14 protein-coding genes are annotated in these 22,875 nt (G+C 55.3%); 2 read left to right on the forward strand and 12 right to left on the reverse strand.

Features of this window, described 5'->3' with window-relative positions; genetic code table 11:
• Positions 1-119: 119 nt before the first annotated feature.
• From IEN85_RS16975 to IEN85_RS17030, 12 genes are all read right to left on the reverse strand, one after another.
• Complete coding sequence (locus IEN85_RS16975; RefSeq protein WP_191618297.1) at positions 120-986, reverse strand: sulfotransferase domain-containing protein; 867 nt, start codon at positions 984-986, stop codon at positions 120-122.
• Entirely contained in the window at positions 983-2,533 is a 1,551-nt protein-coding gene (locus tag IEN85_RS16980) for a lipopolysaccharide biosynthesis protein (RefSeq protein ID WP_191618298.1), read from the reverse strand. The genes IEN85_RS16975 and IEN85_RS16980 overlap by 4 nt, the downstream gene beginning before the upstream one ends.
• Before the next feature lie 34 nt (positions 2,534-2,567).
• Positions 2,568-3,524, reverse strand: a complete 957-nt coding sequence (locus tag IEN85_RS16985; protein WP_191618299.1) for a glycosyltransferase family 2 protein — start codon at positions 3,522-3,524, stop codon at positions 2,568-2,570.
• Positions 3,525-3,578: 54 nt separating this feature from the next.
• Complete coding sequence (locus tag IEN85_RS16990) at positions 3,579-4,406, reverse strand: class I SAM-dependent methyltransferase (RefSeq protein ID WP_191618300.1); 828 nt, start codon at positions 4,404-4,406, stop codon at positions 3,579-3,581.
• A gap of 56 nt (positions 4,407-4,462) precedes the next feature.
• A complete protein-coding gene (locus IEN85_RS16995) occupies positions 4,463-6,784 on the reverse strand; it encodes a DUF1349 domain-containing protein (RefSeq protein ID WP_191618301.1) in 2,322 nt (773 codons plus the stop codon).
• A 217-nt stretch (positions 6,785-7,001) separates the two neighbouring features.
• Positions 7,002-8,264: a glycosyltransferase family 4 protein gene (locus IEN85_RS17000; protein ID WP_191618302.1), complete on the reverse strand. Its 1,263-nt coding sequence runs from the start codon at positions 8,262-8,264 to the stop codon at positions 7,002-7,004.
• 40 nt (positions 8,265-8,304) lie between these two features.
• Positions 8,305-10,461: a GumC family protein gene (locus tag IEN85_RS17005; protein ID WP_191618303.1), complete on the reverse strand. Its 2,157-nt coding sequence runs from the start codon at positions 10,459-10,461 to the stop codon at positions 8,305-8,307.
• 444 nt (positions 10,462-10,905) lie between these two features.
• Positions 10,906-12,324, reverse strand: a complete 1,419-nt coding sequence (locus IEN85_RS17010) for a sugar transferase (protein WP_191618304.1) — start codon at positions 12,322-12,324, stop codon at positions 10,906-10,908.
• 112 nt (positions 12,325-12,436) lie between these two features.
• On the reverse strand, positions 12,437-12,991 hold the full coding sequence (locus IEN85_RS17015; RefSeq protein WP_191618305.1) for a polysaccharide biosynthesis/export family protein: 555 nt from the start codon (positions 12,989-12,991) through the stop codon (positions 12,437-12,439).
• A 98-nt stretch (positions 12,992-13,089) separates the two neighbouring features.
• Positions 13,090-14,244, reverse strand: a complete 1,155-nt coding sequence (locus tag IEN85_RS17020) for an outer membrane beta-barrel protein (RefSeq protein WP_191618306.1) — start codon at positions 14,242-14,244, stop codon at positions 13,090-13,092.
• Positions 14,245-14,715: 471 nt separating this feature from the next.
• Positions 14,716-16,677, reverse strand: coding sequence for an SUMF1/EgtB/PvdO family nonheme iron enzyme (locus tag IEN85_RS17025; RefSeq protein ID WP_191618307.1), 1,962 nt, complete (start codon positions 16,675-16,677; stop codon positions 14,716-14,718).
• A 21-nt stretch (positions 16,678-16,698) separates the two neighbouring features.
• Entirely contained in the window at positions 16,699-20,250 is a 3,552-nt protein-coding gene (locus IEN85_RS17030) for an SUMF1/EgtB/PvdO family nonheme iron enzyme (RefSeq protein WP_191618308.1), read from the reverse strand.
• 634 nt (positions 20,251-20,884) lie between these two features.
• Between IEN85_RS17030 and IEN85_RS17035 the strand changes: the two genes are divergently transcribed.
• Positions 20,885-21,190: a co-chaperone GroES gene (locus IEN85_RS17035; RefSeq protein ID WP_191618309.1), complete on the forward strand. Its 306-nt coding sequence runs from the start codon at positions 20,885-20,887 to the stop codon at positions 21,188-21,190.
• 23 nt (positions 21,191-21,213) lie between these two features.
• The gene (gene groL / locus IEN85_RS17040) at positions 21,214-22,845 is read left to right on the forward strand and encodes a chaperonin GroEL (protein ID WP_191618310.1); all 1,632 of its coding nucleotides are present in this window, start codon (positions 21,214-21,216) and stop codon (positions 22,843-22,845) included.
• Positions 22,846-22,875: the final 30 nt, after the last annotated feature.

Here is a 22,875-nt window from a genome sequence, read left to right on the forward strand (position 1 = left end):
AGTAGATCTGAGCCAAGCCCCTACGAGGGTTGCTTTATTCAAGAAAACTTTTGGCAACAAATTGATTTAAAAGAGGCGCCTTTGAAGCACTTCACCCGCCTCCGGGCGGTCCTCGACCACTACCACGGCAAGGGGCGACCAATCAGCTCGGCGAGGCCCTTGTTCGTTTCTTGATAGCGAGCCTTCAGCTGGGCGATTTCCGATTCCGAAACCGTGATCTTCGGAAAGTTCACCGGACGCAAAAAGGGCAACAGCTTGAAAAGCCCTCGAGCGAACAAGGGAGCATAATAATAGATCCACATGTAGAGATGCCCCAGGCGGGCGTTGACCTTGGACTTTTGATTCGCTGGCTCGAAGGTCTCGTCGATCTCCAGGAACCGAAAAACCCTTCGCAGGCATTCGCTCTTATTGCGCGCGATATCCTCCTCGTAGATAATGAAGTGAAAACGCTCTATCGGGTAATACTCGAGCCAGCGTAACAAATGCTCCTTGTAGTCGCCCATCGTGATAATCCCGTTGGTATGGCCTATCTCCAGAATCTTGCTGGTCGGCGGGATTTTTCGGGTACGAATAAAGTGGTAATAGGCGGACACCGCTCGATCCACAGGATTGCGAAGGCTAACGATCAGCTTCAGGTCCGGATAGTGCTGATGAACGATTTCCGGAATGTTGGGGATCACGCCTATATCATCGATCTCCTGCTGGTTGGGACAGATCCACAAGTAATTCGGAGTGAATTCGCCGACCGCCTTCTGATTTCGCCGACCCTCGAATTTCGAACGGTACCATTCGATTCCTCGATCGTAATTTTCACGCAAGTTGAAGAAGTGCTGCTCCTTAACCTCCGGAGCAAAAACGTCCGGATGTTGCTTGACCATGTTCGCCAACCAGCTCGTGCCGCCCTTCTGAGCGCCGATCACTAAAAAGTTCGGATCTACAACCTTCTGCTGCTCCCGATCCACGTCACTACAAACAGATTCACTCATACCGATACCCGACTTTGATTCGTTTCAACTCCTTCGCCTTTCCCTTGCTTAAGCGAATACCATGACTTCACCCGATCGACCCATCCGAAAAATAATGTCATCACCAACACATAGCTCAACGCGAACACACCGAGCGACAGGAATGCCATCACAATTGGATTACTGCCCCCTCCCCATTCTTTTATCAGGTACCCCAGAAGGACGCCCGGAACCGATGAAACCAAAGGCTCCTTCCAGCTCTTAAGCACCTCCCAGAGGCTGACGCCTGAACCCTTCAAGGCCAGAAGGGCTAGAGGGAAAAACATAAGGCACGAACTGATCGTATAGCCAATCGCGACCCCTTCCGGTCCATACGGCAATCCAATGGCAAATGCAGCGACATTCACAGGGGCCGCCACGAAGCCGATGTTCCGCATCACGCTCGTTCGATCCATAACCACGAACAACCAAGCCAAAGGCTGAGTGGCCCCGAACAGGAAAGCCGGTATGGAGAGTATCCTGAAAATGTCGGCAGTCGCCATCCAGTTCTCGCCCAACCATAAAAGAACGAGGTCCTCCGCAAAAGCCGTCGCCCCCACAACAACTGGTATCGACAAAGCGGATACCATTGAAACCGCTCCGAGAAAGAACCTCTTCAACTTGGCAGGGTTTGCTGCCGCCCTCGACAAAGTGGGAATTGCTACCGCGGAAAACGGCGCGTTCATATTGCGAATCGGCAGCATAAGAAGGCTGTAGGCCCGAGAATACAGACCCAAGGCGCTGGCTCCCCAATACCAACCGATCAAGGCGTTATCCGCATTGCGCGTAAAGTAGTTCACCAAGTTGAAAAGGAATATGTTGCCGCCGAACTTCCAGGTGGAGTCCATGCCCTCGACGCGCCTTGGCCGCGATGGCACCCAACGCATGAACGCCCAAGTCAACAAGGTACTGCTCAAGGCGATACCGATTTCCATTCCCGCCAACGACCAATATCCAAATCCTTGATACGCCATGCCGATTCCGATTCCTAGGCCCACGCAGGTTGAGCCGATATCGACAACCGAAATCTTGCCGAACATCATTTGGCGCCGCAGCAAGGCCTTGTGCTGCACGGATAGCCCACCAAAAAAGAACGACAACGAAAGCAGGCACAGCAATGGGGTCAGTCGCGACTCGTCGAAAACCATGGAAATGACGGGCGAAACCACGATCAATGCAATGGCCACCGTTAAACCGATCGCCAGGTTGACCCAGAACAGCAAGGAAACCTCCTCGTGGCTCAGCGTCTTCTTCTGCAAAGTAGCGTAGAGGAATCCCCCGCCGTCCCCCAACACCCGAGCAAGGCCAGTCACCACCAAAGTCATTCCGATAAGTCCGTAGTCTTCGGGCGTCAGCAACCTGGCGAGGACCGCGGTCGAAAGGAGCCGCAAGAGCATATTGATCGCTTGGGAACTCGCCGTAAACGACCCACCGCGAACCGCCTTTTTCTTCAAATCATCTTCGAGGTGCTTCGTCTCAAAGAGCAAATCCGCCTTCGCATCTCGACGCCTCATATCAACTCGCCCCATGAGGCAACCCTAGCTCGACTCTTCATCCAAGGTTTCAACTCGGGCTCTTGTCCGAACGCTCCCTAGCTGGAGCAAACGAGGCGGCCAAGACCTTCATCTGCAAGACCACGTCCCGCAATAGGGAACGCTTCCGGGAAATCGCCCAACGCAACACCACCAGCTGGCAACGAATCTTCCCGCCGATGGAAATCGGCGCCTTCAGCACGCACCAAATCAACTCGCGCAGACTCCTCCACCAAGGGAAGACCAGACGGTTTCGCCAATTGGGATCAAACCAGACGCTGTAAGCGACGAAGTCCGCCGACGTCCTCTTCCGGTTTCCGAGGAACGACATCGACTGGGCTTCATGCTTGCGCGGATAGAACAAGAACTCGTCGATCGGCACGAAGCGGCCGCGCAAGCCTAGCCAGCACATGAGAATCTCGTCCCCCCGAGCGTAGAGACCGATCAGCGGCGTTTGCCTCAGGATCGACAAGCGCATCAAACCGAAAACCTGATAACACACATGAGGCTTCACCAGTCCCTTGAACCTTACAACCGGATCCTCGTCGTTCGTCCCTTCGGAAACGACGTACGGGCTATCGACGAAATTAGAAGCCGCGTCGATAATTCTCGACTTGGGATAAGCCAATGCCGCGTCGGGATTGCGATCCATCACCTCGACGCACTCCTCGAGGAATCGCGGATGGCAAAGATCGTCATGGGCAGCCCATTTGAAGTACTCCCCGCGGGCGTAGGTCACCGCTAGATTGAAATTCTTCCCCGCCCCAATGTTCTCGCTGTTCCTATAAAAACGAATCCGTTCATCGGCTTCGGCAAAGCCGCGGCAGATCGCTTCCGTATCGTCCGTCGAAGCATTGTCGACTATGATGAGCTCGAAGTCCCGAAACGTTTGCTCAAGCAAGGAAGCGATCGCTTCCCTTACAAAATTCGCCCCGTTGTAAACGGGCATTCCCAAACTGACGCGCGGCGCGTTTTCCCTGGCGTTCATCCTTGAGTCGTTTTAAAGTTCGATTTCATGTAACAGCGATTTGGATACGCAATGTTAGACCGTTTTCTCCACCGCGGCCGGCAGGGCCTCCTCCGGAAGAGAAGTCCGGGAATACTCGCTATCAAGCCGCAAAGGGGAGCCCGAATTGCAAATCAGAAGGGCAAGCGAAGTTCCCTCGATCCAGAGGAATTCGACGGGGCTTTCTACATGTCCCATGACCTCTTCGACCGCCTTGGTCACCCCTGGCATCACCGCATAGTCATGCCAAAGAATAGCTCCTTCCCGCCCCTCGATCAGGTACAGGGCCGTCTTCGAGTCGGCCAAGGCGTTTTCGTAGCTATGCCCGGCGTCCACAAAGACGAAGTCCTGGGTGCCCCACCACGGCGAAAAGTCGAAGGTCAGCGTGTTTCCGTAGAGCTGCTTTATTTTACCGTCCAGCTGACGGTCGTGGAATAAGTATCCGGGCTCGTTCCCCCCCGGAGAGTTTTCCGTGCCACCAGGTAGATCGATGGTATGAATCTGGGAGTCGGGACTATTCAAGTGCATCGCCAAAGTCGTCCTCCCGTCGAACGTGCCGATCTCGAATACCGACTTCGGAGCTCGCTTCTTAACAAATCCAACGATCACCGCCAACTCAACAAGCGTCGTTTGCCACTCGTTGCGAATACAGCGGGTCAGCTCTATCGCCTCAGATTCGTCGATCAGCTCCGCGGCGCTAACGCGACGCAGATGCGGCTCCCGAAGGTAAATGTCCTGATAAGTTCTTACGGACTCGAGGTAGCTCTGCCTCGTCGGTCGATGAAAGAAACTCTTAATCGCCGTCGCATTGTTATATATAATCCCACGAATCAGGGCACTAAAGGTAATTATGTTATTAGCCATCAATCTATCTAGTTTTCATTATTAACGCGACTCCAAGCTGCTTAAAAAAGCGCATGCTAAAATGGGGCCGACCGCCTCCCCGAATTCACCACGCTCTCGTCTTCTTCCTCAGCCGTCGCAGCGAGCAAATCGTTCGCATCGCTTGCTTCGTAGAGTACGTGGTCCACCTTTGCGATAAAGGCCGGCGAGGCAGCATCCTTCGCATTGCCAGCGAAAACCCCCGCCATCTCCAAATCCATGTCATTCTCCAGAGTGCCATTCAGGAGCCAATCCTCGCCGTCGGGCGAGCTGTGAAAACGATAGGAGCTTCCAGCTCGAACGACCTTTAGATGGAGCGAATCCGAACCCCGAGCCGTTTCGTTGAAGACAACCTTGGGATCTCCATCCACAAAGACCGCGCAAAAAACATACAAATCCCTGCCATTCGAATAGTAGTCATAGCGGATAAAGTTATCGGCATCCTCCTCCAATATAATCCCTTGGCTCTGGAACTGCTTGCTTGGCAAGGCATCGAATTTGACTTGCAGGGAAAAATCCTCGTCACGCACCCGCTGCATCAGGCGAGGTGCCAAATTTCCGTTTTCCCAAACATCGTGGCTAGAGCCGCTCGGAACGAAAATCGAAAGAGCCCCATCTTCGCAAGCGAAGTGGCTGTCTCCAAGCGGGTCGATTTGCATCCAAACCTTTTCGTCGAAGGAAGCCTCCTTGAATCGATCCGATACGAATTTCTCGCTCTCGCTCAGTATCAAAACCTTGGCCTTTCCAGAGCCCCAGTTGCCTACCGAATCTTTAACCGAGGCTTGAATATGATGCAGGCCGGGACTCATTCCGCGTAAGTCTAGAACCCCTCCTTTGGCTGAAAAGAAGCCTGCCAAGCTGGATTCCCAAATCACATCGGCGCCCAACCCCTCGTCTACATCATCCGTGACGAACGCTTGCAGGTACCGCCCTTCGACCTTGCCTTCCGCGCCCAAACCTTGCCGCTCTTCGATGACCACTTGGGGAGCCCGGTCAGGGCCCACTTCCACCGACAATCGCTCTGACTCCACCCCACGGCAAAGCGCGTAAATCTCGTGCGTCCCCTCCGAGAGGCCCATGATTTCGACGGTCGGGCCCGTTACGCTCAACTCACCATCCAAAGAGGACATCCAAACCAACTCGTCGTCGAGCAAACCTTCCTCCACGTCCACAGCGCTTCCGGAAAGTCGAAGCGAATGCCCTATCACCACAGGACCCGAATTCCCGATTCGGCTTGCTACGACATGCGGCAAACTGTCGGGGCCGCCGCTATCTTCAGGGAAAATAGGACTCTCCACATTGAACACATAATCGACTACCGCCGTAAAGCCAGGCGCATCCGACCGAGCCGCTGACGCATTGCCTGCGTACACGCCCACCTCTACAACGTCCATGTTTCGGTCGAGAGCTCCAGCTTCGGTCCAGCGCTGCCCATCGAACGAATAGTAGAAAACGAGCTTCGATTCGCTACGATCTATGCGCAAATAATATTGGTCCGAAGGGCTAATCTTCGAGTTGAACAAGGTTTTGGGCTTACCATTCGTAAAGGAGGCGCAAAACACGAAAAGGCCGGTTCCATTTGAGTAAAAATCGTAGCGGATGAAATTTCTGGAATCCTGCTCTACGAACAAACCTTGGCTTTGGAAACGCTCCGTTGGCGTCGAAGCGAACTTGGCTTGCAATCCAAAGGGCGTATTCAAAATCCTCTGACTGACCCTTGGGGCTCGGTTCCCGCCCACCCATATGTCATGGTCGCGCCCCGGAGGCACGGTCATCTTCAGCACGCCCCCTTCCAGGGCGTACCCCGCATCGCCAACAGGATCCCGAAATTTCCACAGATCGAGATCCAGCTTCTCCCGAGAGAAGTCCTCCGAGACGAAGGTCCTCCGCGGCGTTTCCACGAAAACCTCAACCTCACCATATCCGACTGCCCCGCGAGAGTCCGTGGAGCTCGCGCGGACGCGATGCAAGCCCGCCGAGAGACTGTCGAGCGAAAGGTAACGCCCCTTTCCTTCGAGCGGCCCATCCAGATTGGAACTCCATTGGATCCGGTCGGTTACGTCGCCATCCTCCGAATCAATCGCCTCCGCCTCAAACGAAACGAGGTCGCCCAAAACGTACTGACCGTTTCCTTCGCTGATCGATACGGAAACATAGGGTTCTATGTTGGAAAGAATGCTCAAGTTGATTCGAGCTGTGGCCACGGTTTCGCCGTTCTGGTAGGCAATCAGGCTGATGGTGTGGTAGCCCACGGAAAGATCCGATGTATGCCACTCGTCAATGAAATCCCCCAGAACGCCATCGATGTCGGACCTCCAAACGTATTCATAACCAGCAGTCTCATCCGCGGAAGGGAGCATATGGCTACGAAACCTGATCGACTCCCCTTCCACGAAAACCGAGTCAGGGTTGGGCGAAAGAATTGAAATCGTTGCCGCTGGCGAAGCGGCGACGGAAAAAATGCAGGCAACCAGCAAGGCTGCCCCCAATCCATGCCGGGGCGCTACACGCGCAAAAATTCTATCGATCAAAAACGTCATCTGTATCCGGGCTTTCGCGAGAGCTCTAGCGAAGCTCTTAGGCCAAGCTCCCCCTTGCTTGATCGACTCGTTTCAAGTAATTGTCCGAAGACGCTCCCAAGGAAAACAAGGGAACCGCTCTCTCGCGCGCCCTGACACCCATGGCCCCCCACGAGTCGCGTTCTTCCAGAGCACGCCTGACTCCTCTCTTGAAACAGTCTTTGGTCGGCTCTTCGATCAGCCAGCCCGTTTCGCCATCCAACACCGTTTCCGAAGGACCGCCTAAAGCGTAAGCGAGAACCGGGCGCTCCAGGAACTGGGCCTCAATTACAGAGAGACCAAACGGCTCGGCGTTCAATCGACTGTTAATCACCACGTCCGCCAAACGCAGGTAAGGGCGGGTGTCATCCACTTGCCCCAAAAACCGAACCAGATGCGTCACCCCAGCTGCATCCACCTTGTCCTGCAGCTCTTTTGCGTAATCGGAGTCCAACGGCCCTCCCGCTAGAATCAGCGCGACCTCCAATCCCTCTTCTATAAGCTCCAGAAAGGCTTCGACCACCAGGTGCTGCGCCTTTGCTTTCACAAGTCTGGCCGCCACGAGAAAAACAGGAAGGTCCTGGGGCAAACCAACGCTTTCCTTATCCAGCGCCTCAAACGGAGCCGAGGGCGAAAACCATTTCTCGTCGGTTCCCGGATAAAGCACCCCGCAAAACCCATTTCCTCCGCCCAGCGAGTCAGCCGTATGCCGACTATTGGCCAACGGTTTTATACTCAAGACACGACAGATCGAACGGTAGGCCAGCGATTGGAGCCCAAAGGGCAGCTTGGAATTGATGGTGTTGTGAATATGCCAAAATACGGGGACCTGAGCCGACCTTGCCGCAAGACCCGCCTTCAAGATACCGGAGTTGATCGACACGTGAACCCAGTCCGTCTCGAAGGCGCGAATCGCAGACGCGATCTCCTTTTTGTGAACCAACGAGTCTCGAACACTTTCAATGCAACCGAAGAGATAGGAAACGCCCCTGCCGCGAATGCCCCTGTCCTTGTTGCGGTCGCTGAGAAAGAAAACGGAGTAACCCGCGGCCTCCAGCTCATCCGCAAAGGTTCCTTGCTCACGAATGACAAAGCCAATCTCTATCCCGCGACTGCGAAGGTCGCTCGCGAACCCCAAATGCGCCCTGCGAAAGCCGTAGCCCTCATCGCCACCGACAATCCAAAGCAAGCGCCCCAGTATATCATTCCCCTCCTTCGATACAAACGCAGATTCGCCGTCCAAGGGACAGCTACCAAAATCTGAAGTATTGAAGTTTTTCATCGCGTTAAAGGCCGCGTCCCGGGAAACGCGGCAAGGGAGGCTACCTTCGGTTCTCCTTGTCAGCCATCAGTTTACTGACGAGCGAGTTACCGCCCTTTTTCGCTCTCGTTAATTCCTTCTCGCGAGCCTTCTTGCGCTTATCGAATTCATATTTTTCGTAATTCGAACGGTAGGCCAGACGCGGATTGAAGCTACCGGGCGAGTAACAGTTCAATATAATACCAAGCACAGGGGCGGCCGTGTTTTCTATATCCATGATGACGCGCCTGATCTGAGCAACGGGAGCGCAAGACTCGCGGGCCACAAAAAGCGTTTCGCCCACGTACTTGGCAAGAAGCTGGGCGTCAGGGTAGAGCCCCACGGGAGGAGTATCCACCAAGATGACATCAAACGCTTCGCTCAACACTTCGAACAGCTTATCGAACGCGTCAGAAACCAGCAATTGGGACGGATGCTTCGAAACTCCACCAGCTGGCAACATATAGGTTCCACTATCCAACTGGTGAATGCCCAGCGGAGAGGAGTCATCCAATACGTTTTCCATCGGACAACCGGCTTCTCCCCACCAAATCAAGCCTTTCTCTTTTTCGACGGAATGGAATTGCTGCAGCCCAGGCTTCCTCAGGTCACAATCGATCAACAACGTTTTCCTGCCCAGACGGACAAAACCGTCGGCGAGATTCGTTGATATCGTGGACTTGCCTTCCGCCTTCACCGCGCTCGCAATCACAAACGACTTGCACCCAGACTGCCTCGACATCAACTCCACCTGAGCGATCAGAGCCATGAACGGCTCCACGTAAGTCATTCCCAAATCGTCGGAAACGATTCGAGCCTTGTCGCGGGCCTTCAGTCGGGAAATGCGGGGAACCCCGCCCACCAGCGGCTTGCCGAGCTCTTGCTCAATATCCGTCGCCACCTTGATCCGCTGGTCAAACAAGTGCAGGGAGAGCGGCATGGTAACAAAAGCCCCGAAAGCGAGACAGCCTATGATCATGAGCGTCACCTTCTCCTTCGAGAGTTTGGGCCGCACGATAAAGGCCGGATCGATGACTCTCATCACATCCTTGGGCAAGTTGCTCACGACCTCTGCCTGATTGGCTCGCCTTTGCAGTTCCTTCAGGGCTTCGCGCTTCGCTTCGATTTCACTGTCGATGAGGAGCAGCTGAGCTGACAAACGCCCCATTTCGATCCCCTTCTTGAATACATCATTGAACTCTCGGTCGAGACGTTGCTCCATGGCCACAAGGTTCAAAAATTGGCTCTCTATATCGCGATAACCCAATTCAAAATTGCGGCTTATATTCTGATTGACGCCCTTTATCTTGCCATCGATTTCGAGCATCTTCGGGTGCATACGACCATACTTGAGAGCGAGCACAGAGCGTTCCGCATTCAACGCGTCAAGCGATTGCCGCAGCGCTTGGTTGTTCGCGAAGTTCGCTAAATATAAATTTTCGAAGGGTTGCCCGTCTACCGCCAAGTCCCGTTTCGCTTCTTTTAACTTGGATTCCAGATCAAACTTGCGAATACGTGTCTCCGTAAGGGATTTATTTAAACGCTCAAGCCTCAAGGCATGAAAGCTGTCCTCCTCCTCCATGGAAGAAATATTGTGTTGATCCCTAAATTCTCGTTGGCTCTCTTCAAGCTGAGTAATCTCGTCCTGCAGTTGCTTCGACTGTATATTTAATATCTGGGCAACCGACTTGTTTGTCTCCTTGATTTCGTCCTGAACCAGCTCAAGGTAGGTCGCCGTCATCCGGTTGGCGACCAAGACTGCAACCTCCGGATCTCGGTGGGTGTAGCGCAAAGTGAAAAACTCGCGATCCCTTTGCCGCTCCGCTCCCGATCGACTGGCGATCATATTGATAAAACGGTCCTCGGTCAGGGTCTCTCCGTCGTTAAGAAGAGGCGCTGCAATGCGTTGCTTTTCCTCATCCGTAATGGCCTTGGATATCGCCACGCTGAAGCGGCGACTTTGCATGACCGATAGATGGTTATGCAGAAAATTTTCCTGCACATCCTTTCTAACACTTTCATTTCCATTAATCTTAAGCAGTTCGTCCAGAGGACTTTGGGCAAGCATGGTGGAAACCGCGGTGTATTCCGGAACCGTTCTGCCAAAAAAGAAATAAAGCGTCCCCCCCACCAAGGCGGCTGCCAGAAATGCGGAAACCCAACGCTTGCGGATAATCATTAACAGCGCCCGGAGGCGTCCTATAACCTCCGCAATGGTCATGTCATGGGCAGGTCCGCTTTTCTGCGAATTGTAGCTGTAGTTCGCAGTCGATGGCAGGTGCGACGCCGGATAATCATGCCGTCCCCCATCATTCGCGCCGCTAAATACATTCCGCCTCCCATTCCGGCGGAATGAGTTCGACGATGTTGGTTCGTTATCTTTATCCGCCATTTAATTCGCTCCCGTTCATGTCCCGTTTCCCCAGATCCCCAGACGCAGTTCGCCTCGAGCTACCTAATGAAACTCCTCCTATAATGCAGTTCGCAACACCCCCTCAGCAATCGCTACACCGAACCGCTCGATTTTATCACGCCAACAACAACAACCACTACAGCTGCTATTATAAATAAATACTTTATTTTCTTTGATTCATTCATGTAAACATCCTCAAATTTTCACGCGCTAGTACGCGTTCTTGTATTGGAACAAGGTCCTAAACTGGATGACGATATCCAGCCAGATGGACCAGTTTTCAATGTACTGCAGATCGTGCTTGATACGGTCTTCTAAGCTCGTATTTCCGCGCAATCCATTTACCTGAGCCCAGCCCGTCATGCCTGGCCGTACAGAGTGACGACTTTGATAGTGCGGAATTTCGTCCAAAAATCCGCGAATCAGCTCTGGACGTTCAGGGCGTGGCCCAACCAAGCTCATGTCACCCTTGAGCACATTCCAAAACTGAGGCAGTTCATCGATATTCCATTTCCTGAGAAACGCTCCGATTTTCAACCGCCGACCATCGTTCTCGCTGCACCAACGGGCTTTTCCGTCAGCTTCCGAAGAAAGCTTCATCGAGCGAAACTTGTATATAGTGAATGGTTTGCCACCCACACCTGTCCGTATCTGCCTGTAAATGACCGGTCCCGGACTTTCCCGGCGAATAAGAAAGTAGACGATCGGAAAAATCGGAACCGTAATCGCCAAGCCTACGATCGCTCCCACAATATCGAGCATCCGTTTGAGCAAACTGCTGAACATGTTGTTCTGCGGCAGCTCCGAAACACCCAAAACCGGTTGTCGCCCAAGCATCTTGAGCCCTAAACACTGGGTGAAGATGTCAAACTGGTTTGGAACCAAATTGAATTCCACAAAGTGACGCTCACACACCTTGGCGATATTCAACGTCGCCTTGGCTCCCATCTCACTGTCAGCCACTACAACGTCGTCGACGGCATAACGCTCGAGCACCGATTCCAATGAATCTAAATGGCCCAGGACCGTCAGGTTAAACCACTTCGCACCGATTTTCTTTCCATCGGCCACGACTCCGACCACCTCGCAAGGCTCGTTGAGGCTCGTTGCGAGCTTACCCACAAACGCTTGATTTCGATCAGGACAGCCAACTACCAAGATTTTTCGGACATACCTTCTGCCTCCCCATACGCCCTGCACCATTTTGACCCGCAAAATTCGCCACAATGGCAATAATACGCACATCAGGCCGCAGGTGTATCCCACGAAGAGACGAGAAACGGGCGGCGACAGCTTCAAAATCAGCGACAAGCCAAGGAACATGACTGCCCAAAACAGCGAAACCTTGATCAAACGGGACAAGGAGCGCTCCAAGGACTGCGCCACGTTCGAGTCATAGAGATCCAAATTCCAAGCGAGCAAGAAGAAGAGAAAAAAGCCGGCCGAATAGTGCAGCAGGTAAGCCAGGACAGGCGGACGGTCTCCACCTTCCACAACGCCAATATTCAATATATAACGCAAGTAATAGGCAATAAACATGCAGAGCGCCACCACAAAGCAATCGCCAATGAACATCCAGGAAATGGGATACCTTTTTCTTCGCGCAACGGGTAGTGGGTCATTTTTCATGGCGGTTAATTGGTTGATTGGATTCGGTCGTAAGCTCTCGTAAAGGAGCGATCTACTTCGCTCTCTTTATCAATACATTTTACTCTATAAACAGTGACATATCTGTGACATTTTAGAACGTGCGTTCGGGAACGAAAACGATGTCTCCGGGTAGCAAGGCGAATGCCTTCGCTTCGGCGTTTTTGCGTTTTGATTCGAAATATGCTTCTAAATTTACGGTTATACGCTCCTCAGCCCCCTGCGTGTCTTGCCGCGTCACTTGAATCGCGTCGATTTTCGCAAGCCGGGTAAAGCCACCCGCCTCCGTGATCGCCTGCACCAGATTCATAGACTTGGCTTCTAGCGGAAATAAGATCTGTTCGGGCCGGTTCACTTGCCCCAATACGGAGACGCTTCGTTGCGAATACTCCTGCATCGCCAAAAGCACCTGCGGGTTGATATAGAACTCCTGCTCGACATACATCTTGACCAGCTTTTGCTCCGCATCGCGTAGGGTGAGCCCGGCGACGTTCACGATGCCGATTAACGGTAACCTCAATTCCCCACTTGCGGAGACGCGCTGGACCAGCCGCGTATCTGGCTCGTCGTAGATTTGAAAAGTTACCAAATCCAAAGGAGCGATTTCGTAGTCGTTCAGTTGAGTGACTTCCCCGTTTCCTCTCGCCATGGTGGCTGCAAACACGATCGCCAACCCTCCAAAAATCCGAAGCCAATGCAGCGCTTTCTTAATGTGATTGCTTTTCAACGTCATCGCTTCCCTTTCCGCTAATATCTCCAGCCACTCACCAAGTTATAGAAGGTGCGATCTACATCGAATCGCTCCACGTCAGAATTGCTTTGGTAGAGTTCGGCTGTCAGCCGGGTAAAGAACCGCTTCGTAAACGCGTACTCCAGAGCGCCCCTAAAGCGCAAAAAGCTGTCGTCCCGCGTTTCCCCATCCAGCAGTTCAAAGTCTACAATCCCGCGTTCGACGTATCCGATGAAACGGAATCCGTCTCCCAGTTCTTTCCGGTATTCAATATCGAGTGACTGCAGCTTGGACGCCGAGCCATTGGCCGAAAAACCGTATTCGTTCCGCAATCCAATTTTCGCCTTGGTCAGCGGAGACGCTGTCCACGTCACATCCGCATTGAACACAGGTCCCGTGTCCTCGAAGTCGATCAGACCCGTAAATTCCGAATGCCGCACGCCAGCATAAAAGTCACCATTGAGCTTCTCGCTGAGCTTTCCCCTTCCCCTGAACACCAAGAGATGCTGCGTCGACTCGGAGCCGGAATCCGAATCGAGAGAACGCAAGCCGTATTCCAGAGCCCAACGTCGTTCAACGCCCCACGAACCGCTGTAGCCGCCTCTCAAGGCCAAGGTTTGCGAGACGTCCAACCCGTCGTTCGAACGGTCCACCTTGTTGGCCAGGATAGCGCCCGTCATCCCAGTCTTTGCGGAGAATAGGAAATCACCCGATGCTCGAACCCCGTATATCGTCGGCTGGATGCGCTGCCCCGTCTCGATGCTTTCCCGCGTATTGCGGTTCCAAAACGCGTCCGCCTTCCAGAAAGCGGAACCTTCCCTGTCGTTAGGGTAAACCGCGTTCACCGCCACTCCGCCATCCGTGTAGTCCGAATCGCCTTCGGAAAAAAACTGGGTACGAGCCAAGTTGCCGCTGAACACCAAATCCGTGAGGCTGTTGAGACGCGAAACCGACACCGAGTGCGAGGCCAAAGCATAGTAGTCGTCGCGAGTCGCCTCCGCGCTGCCGTCGATGTTTTCGTCGAAGCCCAAGCCCAGCTGGGTTTCCTGCTGGACGCCCCATCTCTTAAATAACTGCTCAGCCGCAAGCTCCAGTGTCCCACAAGTCAGAGTTGCCAGCAGGAGAGCCGCTGGTCGGACTAGTTTCGAAGCTGACTTGGTTGGAGAGGACATCACAGAGGAGGAGTTGGAAAAGGTCAATTTGCTGCGTCGAGCAGCCCCTCGCCTAGTCGGGGCCGTTCAGCAAATTTAATGCCGTTGAATTCTAAAATCCCAATGGAAGGCCTGCCTTTCTGCCTTTCTGGCGGGAGATCTTGCACGCTGCCGTCAGATCGGTGCTTTCGCTCAAAAGGCGAACATCGATTGGAATCCTACGTAGATTAAACCAGCTGAGGACCCCAATTTTCAATGGTTTTTGACAAATCGAGACCGATATGAGCTTTCCCCCCATCCCCTCTCAGGGCAATAGGACTAGCAATAGGGTTACCTGACCCCTAGGGGCAGGAAAAAGGGTAAAAACCCTAAAGCCCTTCTAATAGAAGCTCCCTCGAAAGATCACTTAAATTAATGCAAATACCCTAATTGATCCGCAAGGCGAACCCAGGGGGCAATACGGCAGCCGTCGGGGCCTGCAAACGAGCGAAACTATTGTCGGCGCACCACGCGAAATCCAATTCCTTCCCCAGCGAAATCGGGAGGGCTGGAAGAGCGGTTCGCCGAACGGCAGTCCTGCGCTTGGGAATTCCAGGCGCCCCCCCTGATCACGCGGGCCGTGCCCGTTCGAGGCCCCGCAGGATTCATGGCGTCGCCGCCGCAGTCGGTCTCGTACCAATCGGAACACCATTCCCGCACGTTTCCGTGCAAGTCGAACAGTCCATGCGCGTTTGGATCTTTCAATCCGACCGGATGGGTTCCTTTTCCCGCGAAGATCGGATACTCTTCGTTGGCCGAGTTCAGGTCGTAAAAGCCAACCCGGTTGAGCACGGGATCCACCTCGGGCCCGACCGGACGAGAAATCGAGCCATTGTAGAAGGCCGAAACAGATTCCGCCCGACAGGCGAACTCCCACTCCGCCTCCGTCGGCAGACGGTAGCCGGTGGCCTGCTGGTCGATCGTCCACTCCCAAAGGTCGACCGCCTGGGTGAGGACACCCTCCTTGCGCGTCAAGTAATTGCAATAGGCTAAGGCGCCATACCAGCTCACCTCAAAGCAGGGATAATTCTCCCTCCCTTCTTTCACCGCAAAGTGCGAGAATGCGTCGGATTCCACAAATACGATCTGGTTTTGGTCTCGTTTGAGCAAAACCTCGGAACGCCCTTCCGCATTCATGACCGCATCCGCGGTCACCTCGATCAGCCCCTCCCCGTAGGCCCAATTCAAAACGTCCGCCATCTGGGCGTTCGTCACCTCGGTGCGGCCCATGAAAAAGAACTGAGTCAGGCTCACCCGACGCTGCACCTCGTCGGATCCCCGTCCGAGCTCGCTGGTCGGCGAACCCATCGTGAAAGAACCGGCCGGGACCAATTCGTAGCGGGCATCTGCGTTGCCCAAAACGACCGCCTCAGCGGCCTCCAGGGCTCGACCGTAAATCCTGAGCTCGTCCAATTCCCCTGAAAAAGCGCCAGCGCCGAAGCCCACGCCCGCCTTGAGGACTTGAGATCCTCCACCTACGGCGCCCGACCAACGATTGGTCAGCCCCTCGCCCGAGTAGGCATCGACCTCGGTGACTTCGGATCCATCTACCCACAGACGGGCCGAAGCTCCCACCGTTTCTGAGGTGTCCACGACCAAGGCGATGTGATGCCAGCGGTCCGCCTCTAGTTTCGCGTCAAAAGCGTTACGTATCGCTTTCCCTTCGCTATCCTTGCCGCCCATGTAAAGCGTTCCCGCCCCATAACCAAGCTCATCGCCCGTTGCATCCCTGACCCGCAATTCGAAATCGCCCACCTGGTAGCTTTCTCCCGTCACGTTCGACAAGATCACCCGATCGTCCACCTCGTTAGCGTTGAACCAAAAACTGATGGAAAAAAGCGAGCTGCCCAGCAATTCGCTGGATGGTCCAAAAGCCACTTCGCCATCGCTCCCGTTGAATCGCAGGGCCTGGCCAACGACAGCCTCCGCGCTGGGGTTCACAGCTTCGCCGACCACGCCATCTACATCCCCCTCGTAATCGGACGCGTCGCCATCGAACTTGTAATAGTGGGACGGCATGAAAAACTCGCCACCTACCCTGTGGGCATCGTCCGCTGTAAGGCGAATTTTGACCTGAGGAAACACATCCAAAGTCCACTCCGCCCCCGCGTTCCACAATATAGTCTTGCCCGGGCCGACCCGCACAAACTTGCCAATGTCGCCCGCCGCGACCGAGACCGCCTGCCAATTCACGCCATCCAAGCTGGCTTCCAGAGAAACGCTCGATGCAAGCCCTGCGGTGTGATCCAAGTCATAACTGATATCTACAACGCCCGTGCCAGGCCTCTGCTCGGCCACCACGTTGGAGATCGTTGGAGCTGCCCACGAGTCCACCGGCAACGCAGCTCCGCCGAAGGCGAGCAGAGATCCCCCCAACATTAAGCTCTTCCAAAGGCTAGTCGTCTTTCGCTTCATTAAAGTGCCTCCTTCAGCGTCTCAGTTATCACCCTCCGCTGCTTCTATCAGGACCAAGCGAAATCCCGTCGTTCGCTTCGCTTCATCAAAATCAACCGGAGCGCGGTAGGCGGACCGGCAACGCTGTACCTCCGACGCGAAGTCACCTCCGCGAGCCACCCTTTCATCGCAAATACTGGAAGCGATCGGATTCAGAAGCCCACCGCTGCCCCAGTCCAAGACGTAGGGATCCCAACACCACTCCGAAACGTTGCCGTGCATGTCGTACAAGCCCCATGCGTTCGGGGCCTTCAGCCCTCCCTTGCGAGTGTCTCCCCCGCTGTTGCGGCAGTACCAGCCCACCTCATCCAAAGCGAGGTCCAGACTACAATCGCTCGCGGTGTTGTCCCCTGAGCTGAACGCCGTTTCCGTACCTGCCCGACACGCATACTCCCACTCAGACTCCGTGGGCAATCGGTATCCGGAAGACGCGAAGTCATAGCTCCAGTCGACGAGCCTCAAGCCCGATTTACGCCCTTCTTTCAGGCTGCGAAAATGCGCGTAGGCAACCGCGCCATGCCAGGTCACGCCCACCGCCGGATGCTCGTCGAAGCCTTCCTGCACTCCCAGCTCTTCGCCGGAAACCAGCAGCCGATCTACATTGATCCCCAAGTCGAGCAATACGGTGCCGTTCAAGGTGAGCTGAGTGACGCCTAGCTTAGCGAAGCCGTTGCCAATCGCCCAATTGAACACTTCCACCAGCGAGGCGTTGGTAGTCTCCTTCGAGTCCATGCGAAACGACTGGGTCAGGGTCACGTTATGCGTTGTCTCCGTGTCGCTGCGATCTCGCTCCATGACGCTCGACCCCATGGCAAAGGTCCCCGCTTCGATGCGTTGAAAGCCTGCCGGCAAGTTGTCGGGAAGCTCTCGATCTACCTGCACTCGATAGAAGGCCTTTTCCGAAAAGCCACTCAAGTCGGCCGTGTAATCGCTTCCCGATTGCGAGATGCGAGCCGCCGGAACCGGCAACCAAGACTCAAGGTCGGCGCTGTAGGTCAAAAAAGAGCGCACTCCCGGCTCGATGGGTCCGTAGGACAACTCCGCCCCCTTCGTATCCATCCATCGCAACGACAGCTTGGAATTCCAGTCCATGGGATCCGTCAAAGCCATGTACTCGGCGCGATTCGTCAATCCGTCGCCATCGGGGTCCGCTTCCTGGCTCGCGTAAAAGGCCTTCAGGAGCTGCTCCGCAGTCAAGTGCTGGGACAGCCACGATGCGTACCCTCCTACCGTGCTGACGCTGGCCGGGACGAATCCCAAGGAGACCCTACCGCCTTCTTCGATCGTTACTTTGCGAGAGGGATTCTCGTAAACAGTGCCTGGACGGAAAACAGAAAGCGAATACTCCCCCGCAGGCAGTCTTCGCAAAATATGCGGCGTCGCGTTGGGAATGAACTCTCCGTTGAAGAGCACAGCGGCCCCACCCACCATGTCCTCCAGCACCACTTCCCCTCCCGTCGCAGGCCCGTAGAGAATCTTGTCCACCGCAACGGCCCCCACTTGGCCGGACTGGTTGCGAAATTCGACCTGGATCCGTTTTTCTCCTTCCGCCTGATCGACCAACGGATGCGATACGCTCCGAGTCGCCGCCATCCAATCGCCCCAAACCCCGTCTTCCCCGATTCTCATTTCGTCGGCGTTCTCCACCGAGATGTCGAGCCACAGCTCGCTCGCGACACTTGTCGCCGCCCCTCCATCCACCAGTACGCTAGCGTTCCTCGCACCCAAGTTGGCTTCGTCTGAAGACAGAACAACCCGCGCCACGCCTGGCTCATCCAAGCTCGTCTCCTCGTAGCCAAGGGCGTAAACCCAAAGCTGCGTTCCCGACAGGGCTGTCAACGTGGACGGCAGGTAAAGTTGCCCCGAGCGATCGCTCAAGGAACTCACCACCCGTATCGTTTCGTCGCCCGCGGTCCTCAGCCCAACGAAGGCTCCCGCAATCCCACTTCCTTGCTCGTCCAGAATCCGAATCTGCGAGAGGCCTCTCCCCTCGATTCGAAAATCGTAGTCGTCTTCGAGCGGAGCGTAACGATAGACAGAGCTCGGCGACAAAGACCCCACCGAGAGAAAGGTCTCAATGCTATCCAACATCGAATCCAAATCCGGGTTGGCCATTCGATTGTAACTGACGTGGTTCGCCCTCACGTAGAGATTGCGTTCGGTATCGATCGGACTTTTCCCGCTCGAAGCCCAAGTCGCCAAACCATCCGAATCCTCCTGGAAGCGGAGAGCCTCGATGTCAGCCAACTGGGAGTTCAAGGCATCGGAAAGCAACTGCTTCTTCCAAACGTCGCTCACCGCTGCTTCCAATCCACTCAGATCAGATTCCACGAGCCAAGGGCTGTAGCCCAACACCGCCAAGTAGTCCGGGTCCTGGACCACTTGAAGGTCCTCGTTTTCCCAGGCAACCTTTCCCGTCGCTTCAACGAATCCCTGAGGGTCAATCATCTCGGAAACAAATAGCGGATCGAACCCTAGAACGTACTCGCTCATTCCCATCGCTCGAAGGGCTCGCAAACGCTCCCCCACACCTCTGCTGCGCGCCAAGTCGCCTTCTACCGGCCATTGCTCCTCGTAAAATATACCGTCCGCAAGACTCCCTTCCATGGGGGCGCCCAAGGAAACGAAACGCCCCACCAAGTCATAGACCCCGGCAGTTCTGTAGTACTGGTAGTAACGGACCGCGACACCTCCCATGCCGTGCGTTAGAACATCCACCTTGGTATCATCGTGCGCATTCGCCAGGATGTTAGCCGCCTGTTCGAACAACTCAGCCATCGACCGCAGATCGACCAAGTTAGGAACCTCCAGCGTGTAGGTCGGCCGAGCGAGGGCGAGGCGCCCCCCAAGATAATTGGAATCGTCAAAGTCATCGTCCAGATCGGAATCCGCCCAGTTCGCGTCCGCGAAAAAGCTCGCGTTGCCGCCTTGCCCATGGAGCAGCAGCAAGGGCCTCCCCTCCACCGCGCTATCGCTTCTCCGGACGAGCTTCGACAACCTGAAAGCGCCGGACGAGACGCTCTCCCCATCCTCGCTCCCAACTTCAAGCAAACGGTACTCGTAATCCGCCGCCGGCCAATCGCGCAAAGGGAACGAAACAGCTTCCTCGTCCCAGACGACCTGACCTTCCAATACGGTATACCCCTTGGCTTCGGACGCATTGCTCAACAGAAGACGCTTGCCGAGCTCATCGACTTCCATCCTCCAAGCGACATTGATTCCCGCCCCGGCCTTGAGCTCGGGCCAATCCGTGGTGCTGGTCGTGTCAATTCTCACTTCGACGAGGTATTCCTTCCCCTCCGCCAGCGCCGTATCCGAAAAGTCGATCTCTACCTCGAACGCGTCGTCGTCCGAGGCCAAAACCCCTCCAAACAAGTCGCTAGGCGCCAACGAACTCGAAACGCTCTGGAAGGTTGGCTCGTCCAGCTGGGAGAGGTCGAGGGTGAACCAGTCGGACTCTTCGATATCGATTTCGCTCCACGAGAGACGCGCGCAGCACATTCCCAAACAAAACCCCGCAAAGCGAAGTTTCATCAGGTAACGTCGAGCTACACTTGCGGACCAACTTCCCATCCTGAACTGAAGGCAAAACCTAGTGCCGCCACTGCTGTTTACGAGCAAAGCGGACGAGTCTGACTCACATACTAATTCCTTGTGAAAAACCATATTGCAGCTTCCAGCATCCTCAAGATCTAAGGGAAAGACACCACCCCTATAGATGGCTAGGACTCTCCCCCAGGCCATGCAGGCCTCGCCTCGCAGAGCCCGAACCAATGGCTTTCCACTCACCCGAGAACGAGTACGCCGGCTCCTTGCCCTCGCCCGCCCCTCCCCCGCCTTGCCTCCCCACAATTGGATTCCGTAACGGCGGTAGCATGGCGAGCCACCTCCTGTGACAAAACCTGTCTCACTGTCGCAGCGATGGCACTACAGACGACACATCCGAAACAGGCGCCAAACGCCAAGCGCCCTCCAACAAATCTTTGAAATTCCGCAACTTAGGAAAATCCTTCTCCACCGCCCCGCTCCCCGGCGCGAGCCATGCATATGGGGGCGCGAAAAATTTCAGGATCCGGCCAAACGATCCGACCGCTGGAGCGTTTCCAGCTCGGCCAGAGCCGCTAACCGGACCTCAGTAAAACCTTAACAATCCAAAAGGAGAACAGACATGTCCGTAGTTGCAAAACCGAACATCAAACCGCTCGGCACGCGCGCCCTCGTGCACCGCATCGAGGAAAACGAAACCCAAGTGGGCGGCATCTACATCCCCGATTCCGCCAAGGAAAAGCCCCAGCAGGCCGAGGTCATCGCAGTAGGCCCCGGCGAGCTAAAGGACGGAAAGGCCACCCCCTTGCCCGTCAAGGAAGGCGACCGCGTGCTGCTCAGCAAGTACGCCGGCACCGACATCAAGTTTGACGGAGAGGACTACCAGCTCGTCCGAGAAGACGACATCCTCGCCATCATCGAATCATAAACCAATCACCGGAGAATCAAAGCATGAGCAAGAAGCAACTCGTGTTCGACGAATCGGCCCGCAAGAAAATCCTGCGCGGAGTCGAAACCCTCGCCAACGCCGTCAAGGTCACCATGGGACCGAAAGGACGAAACGTTCTCATCGGCAAGAAATATGGCGCCCCCAAGTCAACCAAAGACGGCGTCACCGTAGCCAAGGAGATCGAACTCTCCGACCCCTACGAAAACATGGGAGCCCAGTTGGCTCGCGAAGTCGCGTCCAAGACCGCCGACTCCGCAGGCGACGGCACCACCACCGCCACCGTGCTCGCTCACGCCATCTATAAGGAAGGTCTCAAGTCCGTAGCCGCCGGATCGAACCCGATCTACCTCAAGCGCGGAATCGACCAAGCCACCGACACCCTCGTACAGAGCCTGCACAAACTTTCCAAGGAAGTCTCCGGCAACGACGAGATCCGCCAAGTCGCCACCGTATCCGCAAACTGGGACAGCGAGATCGGCGACATCATAGCGGAAGCCATGGACAAAGTCGGCAAGGACGGTACCATCACCGTCGAAGAAGCCAAGTCCATGGAAACCACGCTCGACGTCGTGGAGGGCATGCAGTTCGACAAGGGCTTCCTTAGCCCCTACTTCTGCACCGACGCCGAAGCCCAAGAGGCTGTATTGGAAAATCCATACATCCTCTGCTTCGAGAAGAAAATTAGCAACCTCAAGGACTTGCTTCCGCTACTTCAGGAAGTATCCAAGCAAGGTAAGCCGCTGCTCGTCATCGCCGAAGATATCGAAGGCGAGGCCCTCGCCACACTCGTGGTCAACAAGATACGAGGCACCCTCGACGTGGCTGCCGTCAAGGCCCCAGGCTTCGGTGACCGCCGCAAAGCCATGATGCAGGACATCGCCGCCCTCACCGGCGCCAAGTTCATCAGCGAAGACCTCGGCATCAAACTCGAGAGCGTCAAACTCGACGACCTCGGAAGCGCCAAACGCGTCACCATCACCAAGGAAGACACCACTATCATCGAAGGCGCCGGCTCCAAGTCAGACATCGAAGGCCGCGTGAAGCAGATCCGCCGCCAGATCGAGGAAACCAACTCCGACTACGACCGCGAAAAGCTGCAGGAACGCCTCGCCAAGCTCGCGGGAGGCGTAGCCGTCATCAACGTCGGAGCCGCTACCGAGCCGGAACTCAAAGAAAAGAAGGACCGCGTAGACGACGCCCTGCACGCCACTCGAGCCGCCGTCGCCGAAGGCATCCTGCCGGGTGGAGGCGTGGCCCTGCTACGAGCCGCCTCAGAGCTCGACCAAGCAATTGCCAAGATGGACGAAGGCGACCTCAAGCAAGGCGCCCGCATCGTGCGCCGCGCCATCGAGGCGCCCTTGCGCCAGCTCTGCGAAAACGCGGGAATCGAGGGTGCCTCGGTCGTCGTCGAAGTCCTCAAACGCAAAGGCAACGAAGGCTACAACGTGGCCACTGGCGCCTACGAGGACCTCTTGAAAGCTGGCGTCGTCGATCCCACCAAGGTCACACGCCAAGCCCTGCAAAACGCAGCCAGCATCGCCGGCCTGCTTCTCACTACCGACTGCATGATCACCGATGCGCCGGAAAAGAAGAAAGAAGCCGTCACCGCCGGAGGCGAGGACTACGACTACTAAGTATCGAACCTATCACTACAAACCAAACGA

Source organism: Pelagicoccus enzymogenes, from assembly GCF_014803405.1.
GTDB classification, from domain to species: domain Bacteria; phylum Verrucomicrobiota; class Verrucomicrobiia; order Opitutales; family Opitutaceae; genus Pelagicoccus; species Pelagicoccus enzymogenes.

Bases quoted from the DNA above. Each gene is read 5' to 3' on its own strand.
- groL (WP_191618310.1), top strand. From the start codon at position 21,214: ATGAGCAAGAAGCAACTCGTGTTCGACGAATCGGCCCGCAAGAAAATC.
- IEN85_RS17000 (WP_191618302.1), bottom strand. From the start codon at position 8,264: ATGAAAAACTTCAATACTTCAGATTTTGGTAGCTGTCCCTTGGACGGC.
- IEN85_RS16990 (WP_191618300.1), bottom strand. From the start codon at position 4,406: ATGGCTAATAACATAATTACCTTTAGTGCCCTGATTCGTGGGATTATA.
- IEN85_RS16980 (WP_191618298.1), bottom strand. From the start codon at position 2,533: ATGGGGCGAGTTGATATGAGGCGTCGAGATGCGAAGGCGGATTTGCTC.
- IEN85_RS16975 (WP_191618297.1), bottom strand. From the start codon at position 986: ATGAGTGAATCTGTTTGTAGTGACGTGGATCGGGAGCAGCAGAAGGTT.
- IEN85_RS17030 (WP_191618308.1), bottom strand. From the start codon at position 20,250: ATGAAACTTCGCTTTGCGGGGTTTTGTTTGGGAATGTGCTGCGCGCGT.
- IEN85_RS17005 (WP_191618303.1), bottom strand. From the start codon at position 10,461: ATGATTATCCGCAAGCGTTGGGTTTCCGCATTTCTGGCAGCCGCCTTG.
- IEN85_RS17015 (WP_191618305.1), bottom strand. From the start codon at position 12,991: ATGGCGAGAGGAAACGGGGAAGTCACTCAACTGAACGACTACGAAATC.
- IEN85_RS16985 (WP_191618299.1), bottom strand. From the start codon at position 3,524: ATGAACGCCAGGGAAAACGCGCCGCGCGTCAGTTTGGGAATGCCCGTT.
- IEN85_RS17020 (WP_191618306.1), bottom strand. From the start codon at position 14,244: ATGTCCTCTCCAACCAAGTCAGCTTCGAAACTAGTCCGACCAGCGGCT.
- IEN85_RS16995 (WP_191618301.1), bottom strand. From the start codon at position 6,784: ATGCTCCCTTCCGCGGATGAGACTGCTGGTTATGAATACGTTTGGAGG.
- IEN85_RS17025 (WP_191618307.1), bottom strand. From the start codon at position 16,677: ATGAAGCGAAAGACGACTAGCCTTTGGAAGAGCTTAATGTTGGGGGGA.
- IEN85_RS17035 (WP_191618309.1), top strand. From the start codon at position 20,885: ATGTCCGTAGTTGCAAAACCGAACATCAAACCGCTCGGCACGCGCGCC.
- IEN85_RS17010 (WP_191618304.1), bottom strand. From the start codon at position 12,324: ATGAAAAATGACCCACTACCCGTTGCGCGAAGAAAAAGGTATCCCATT.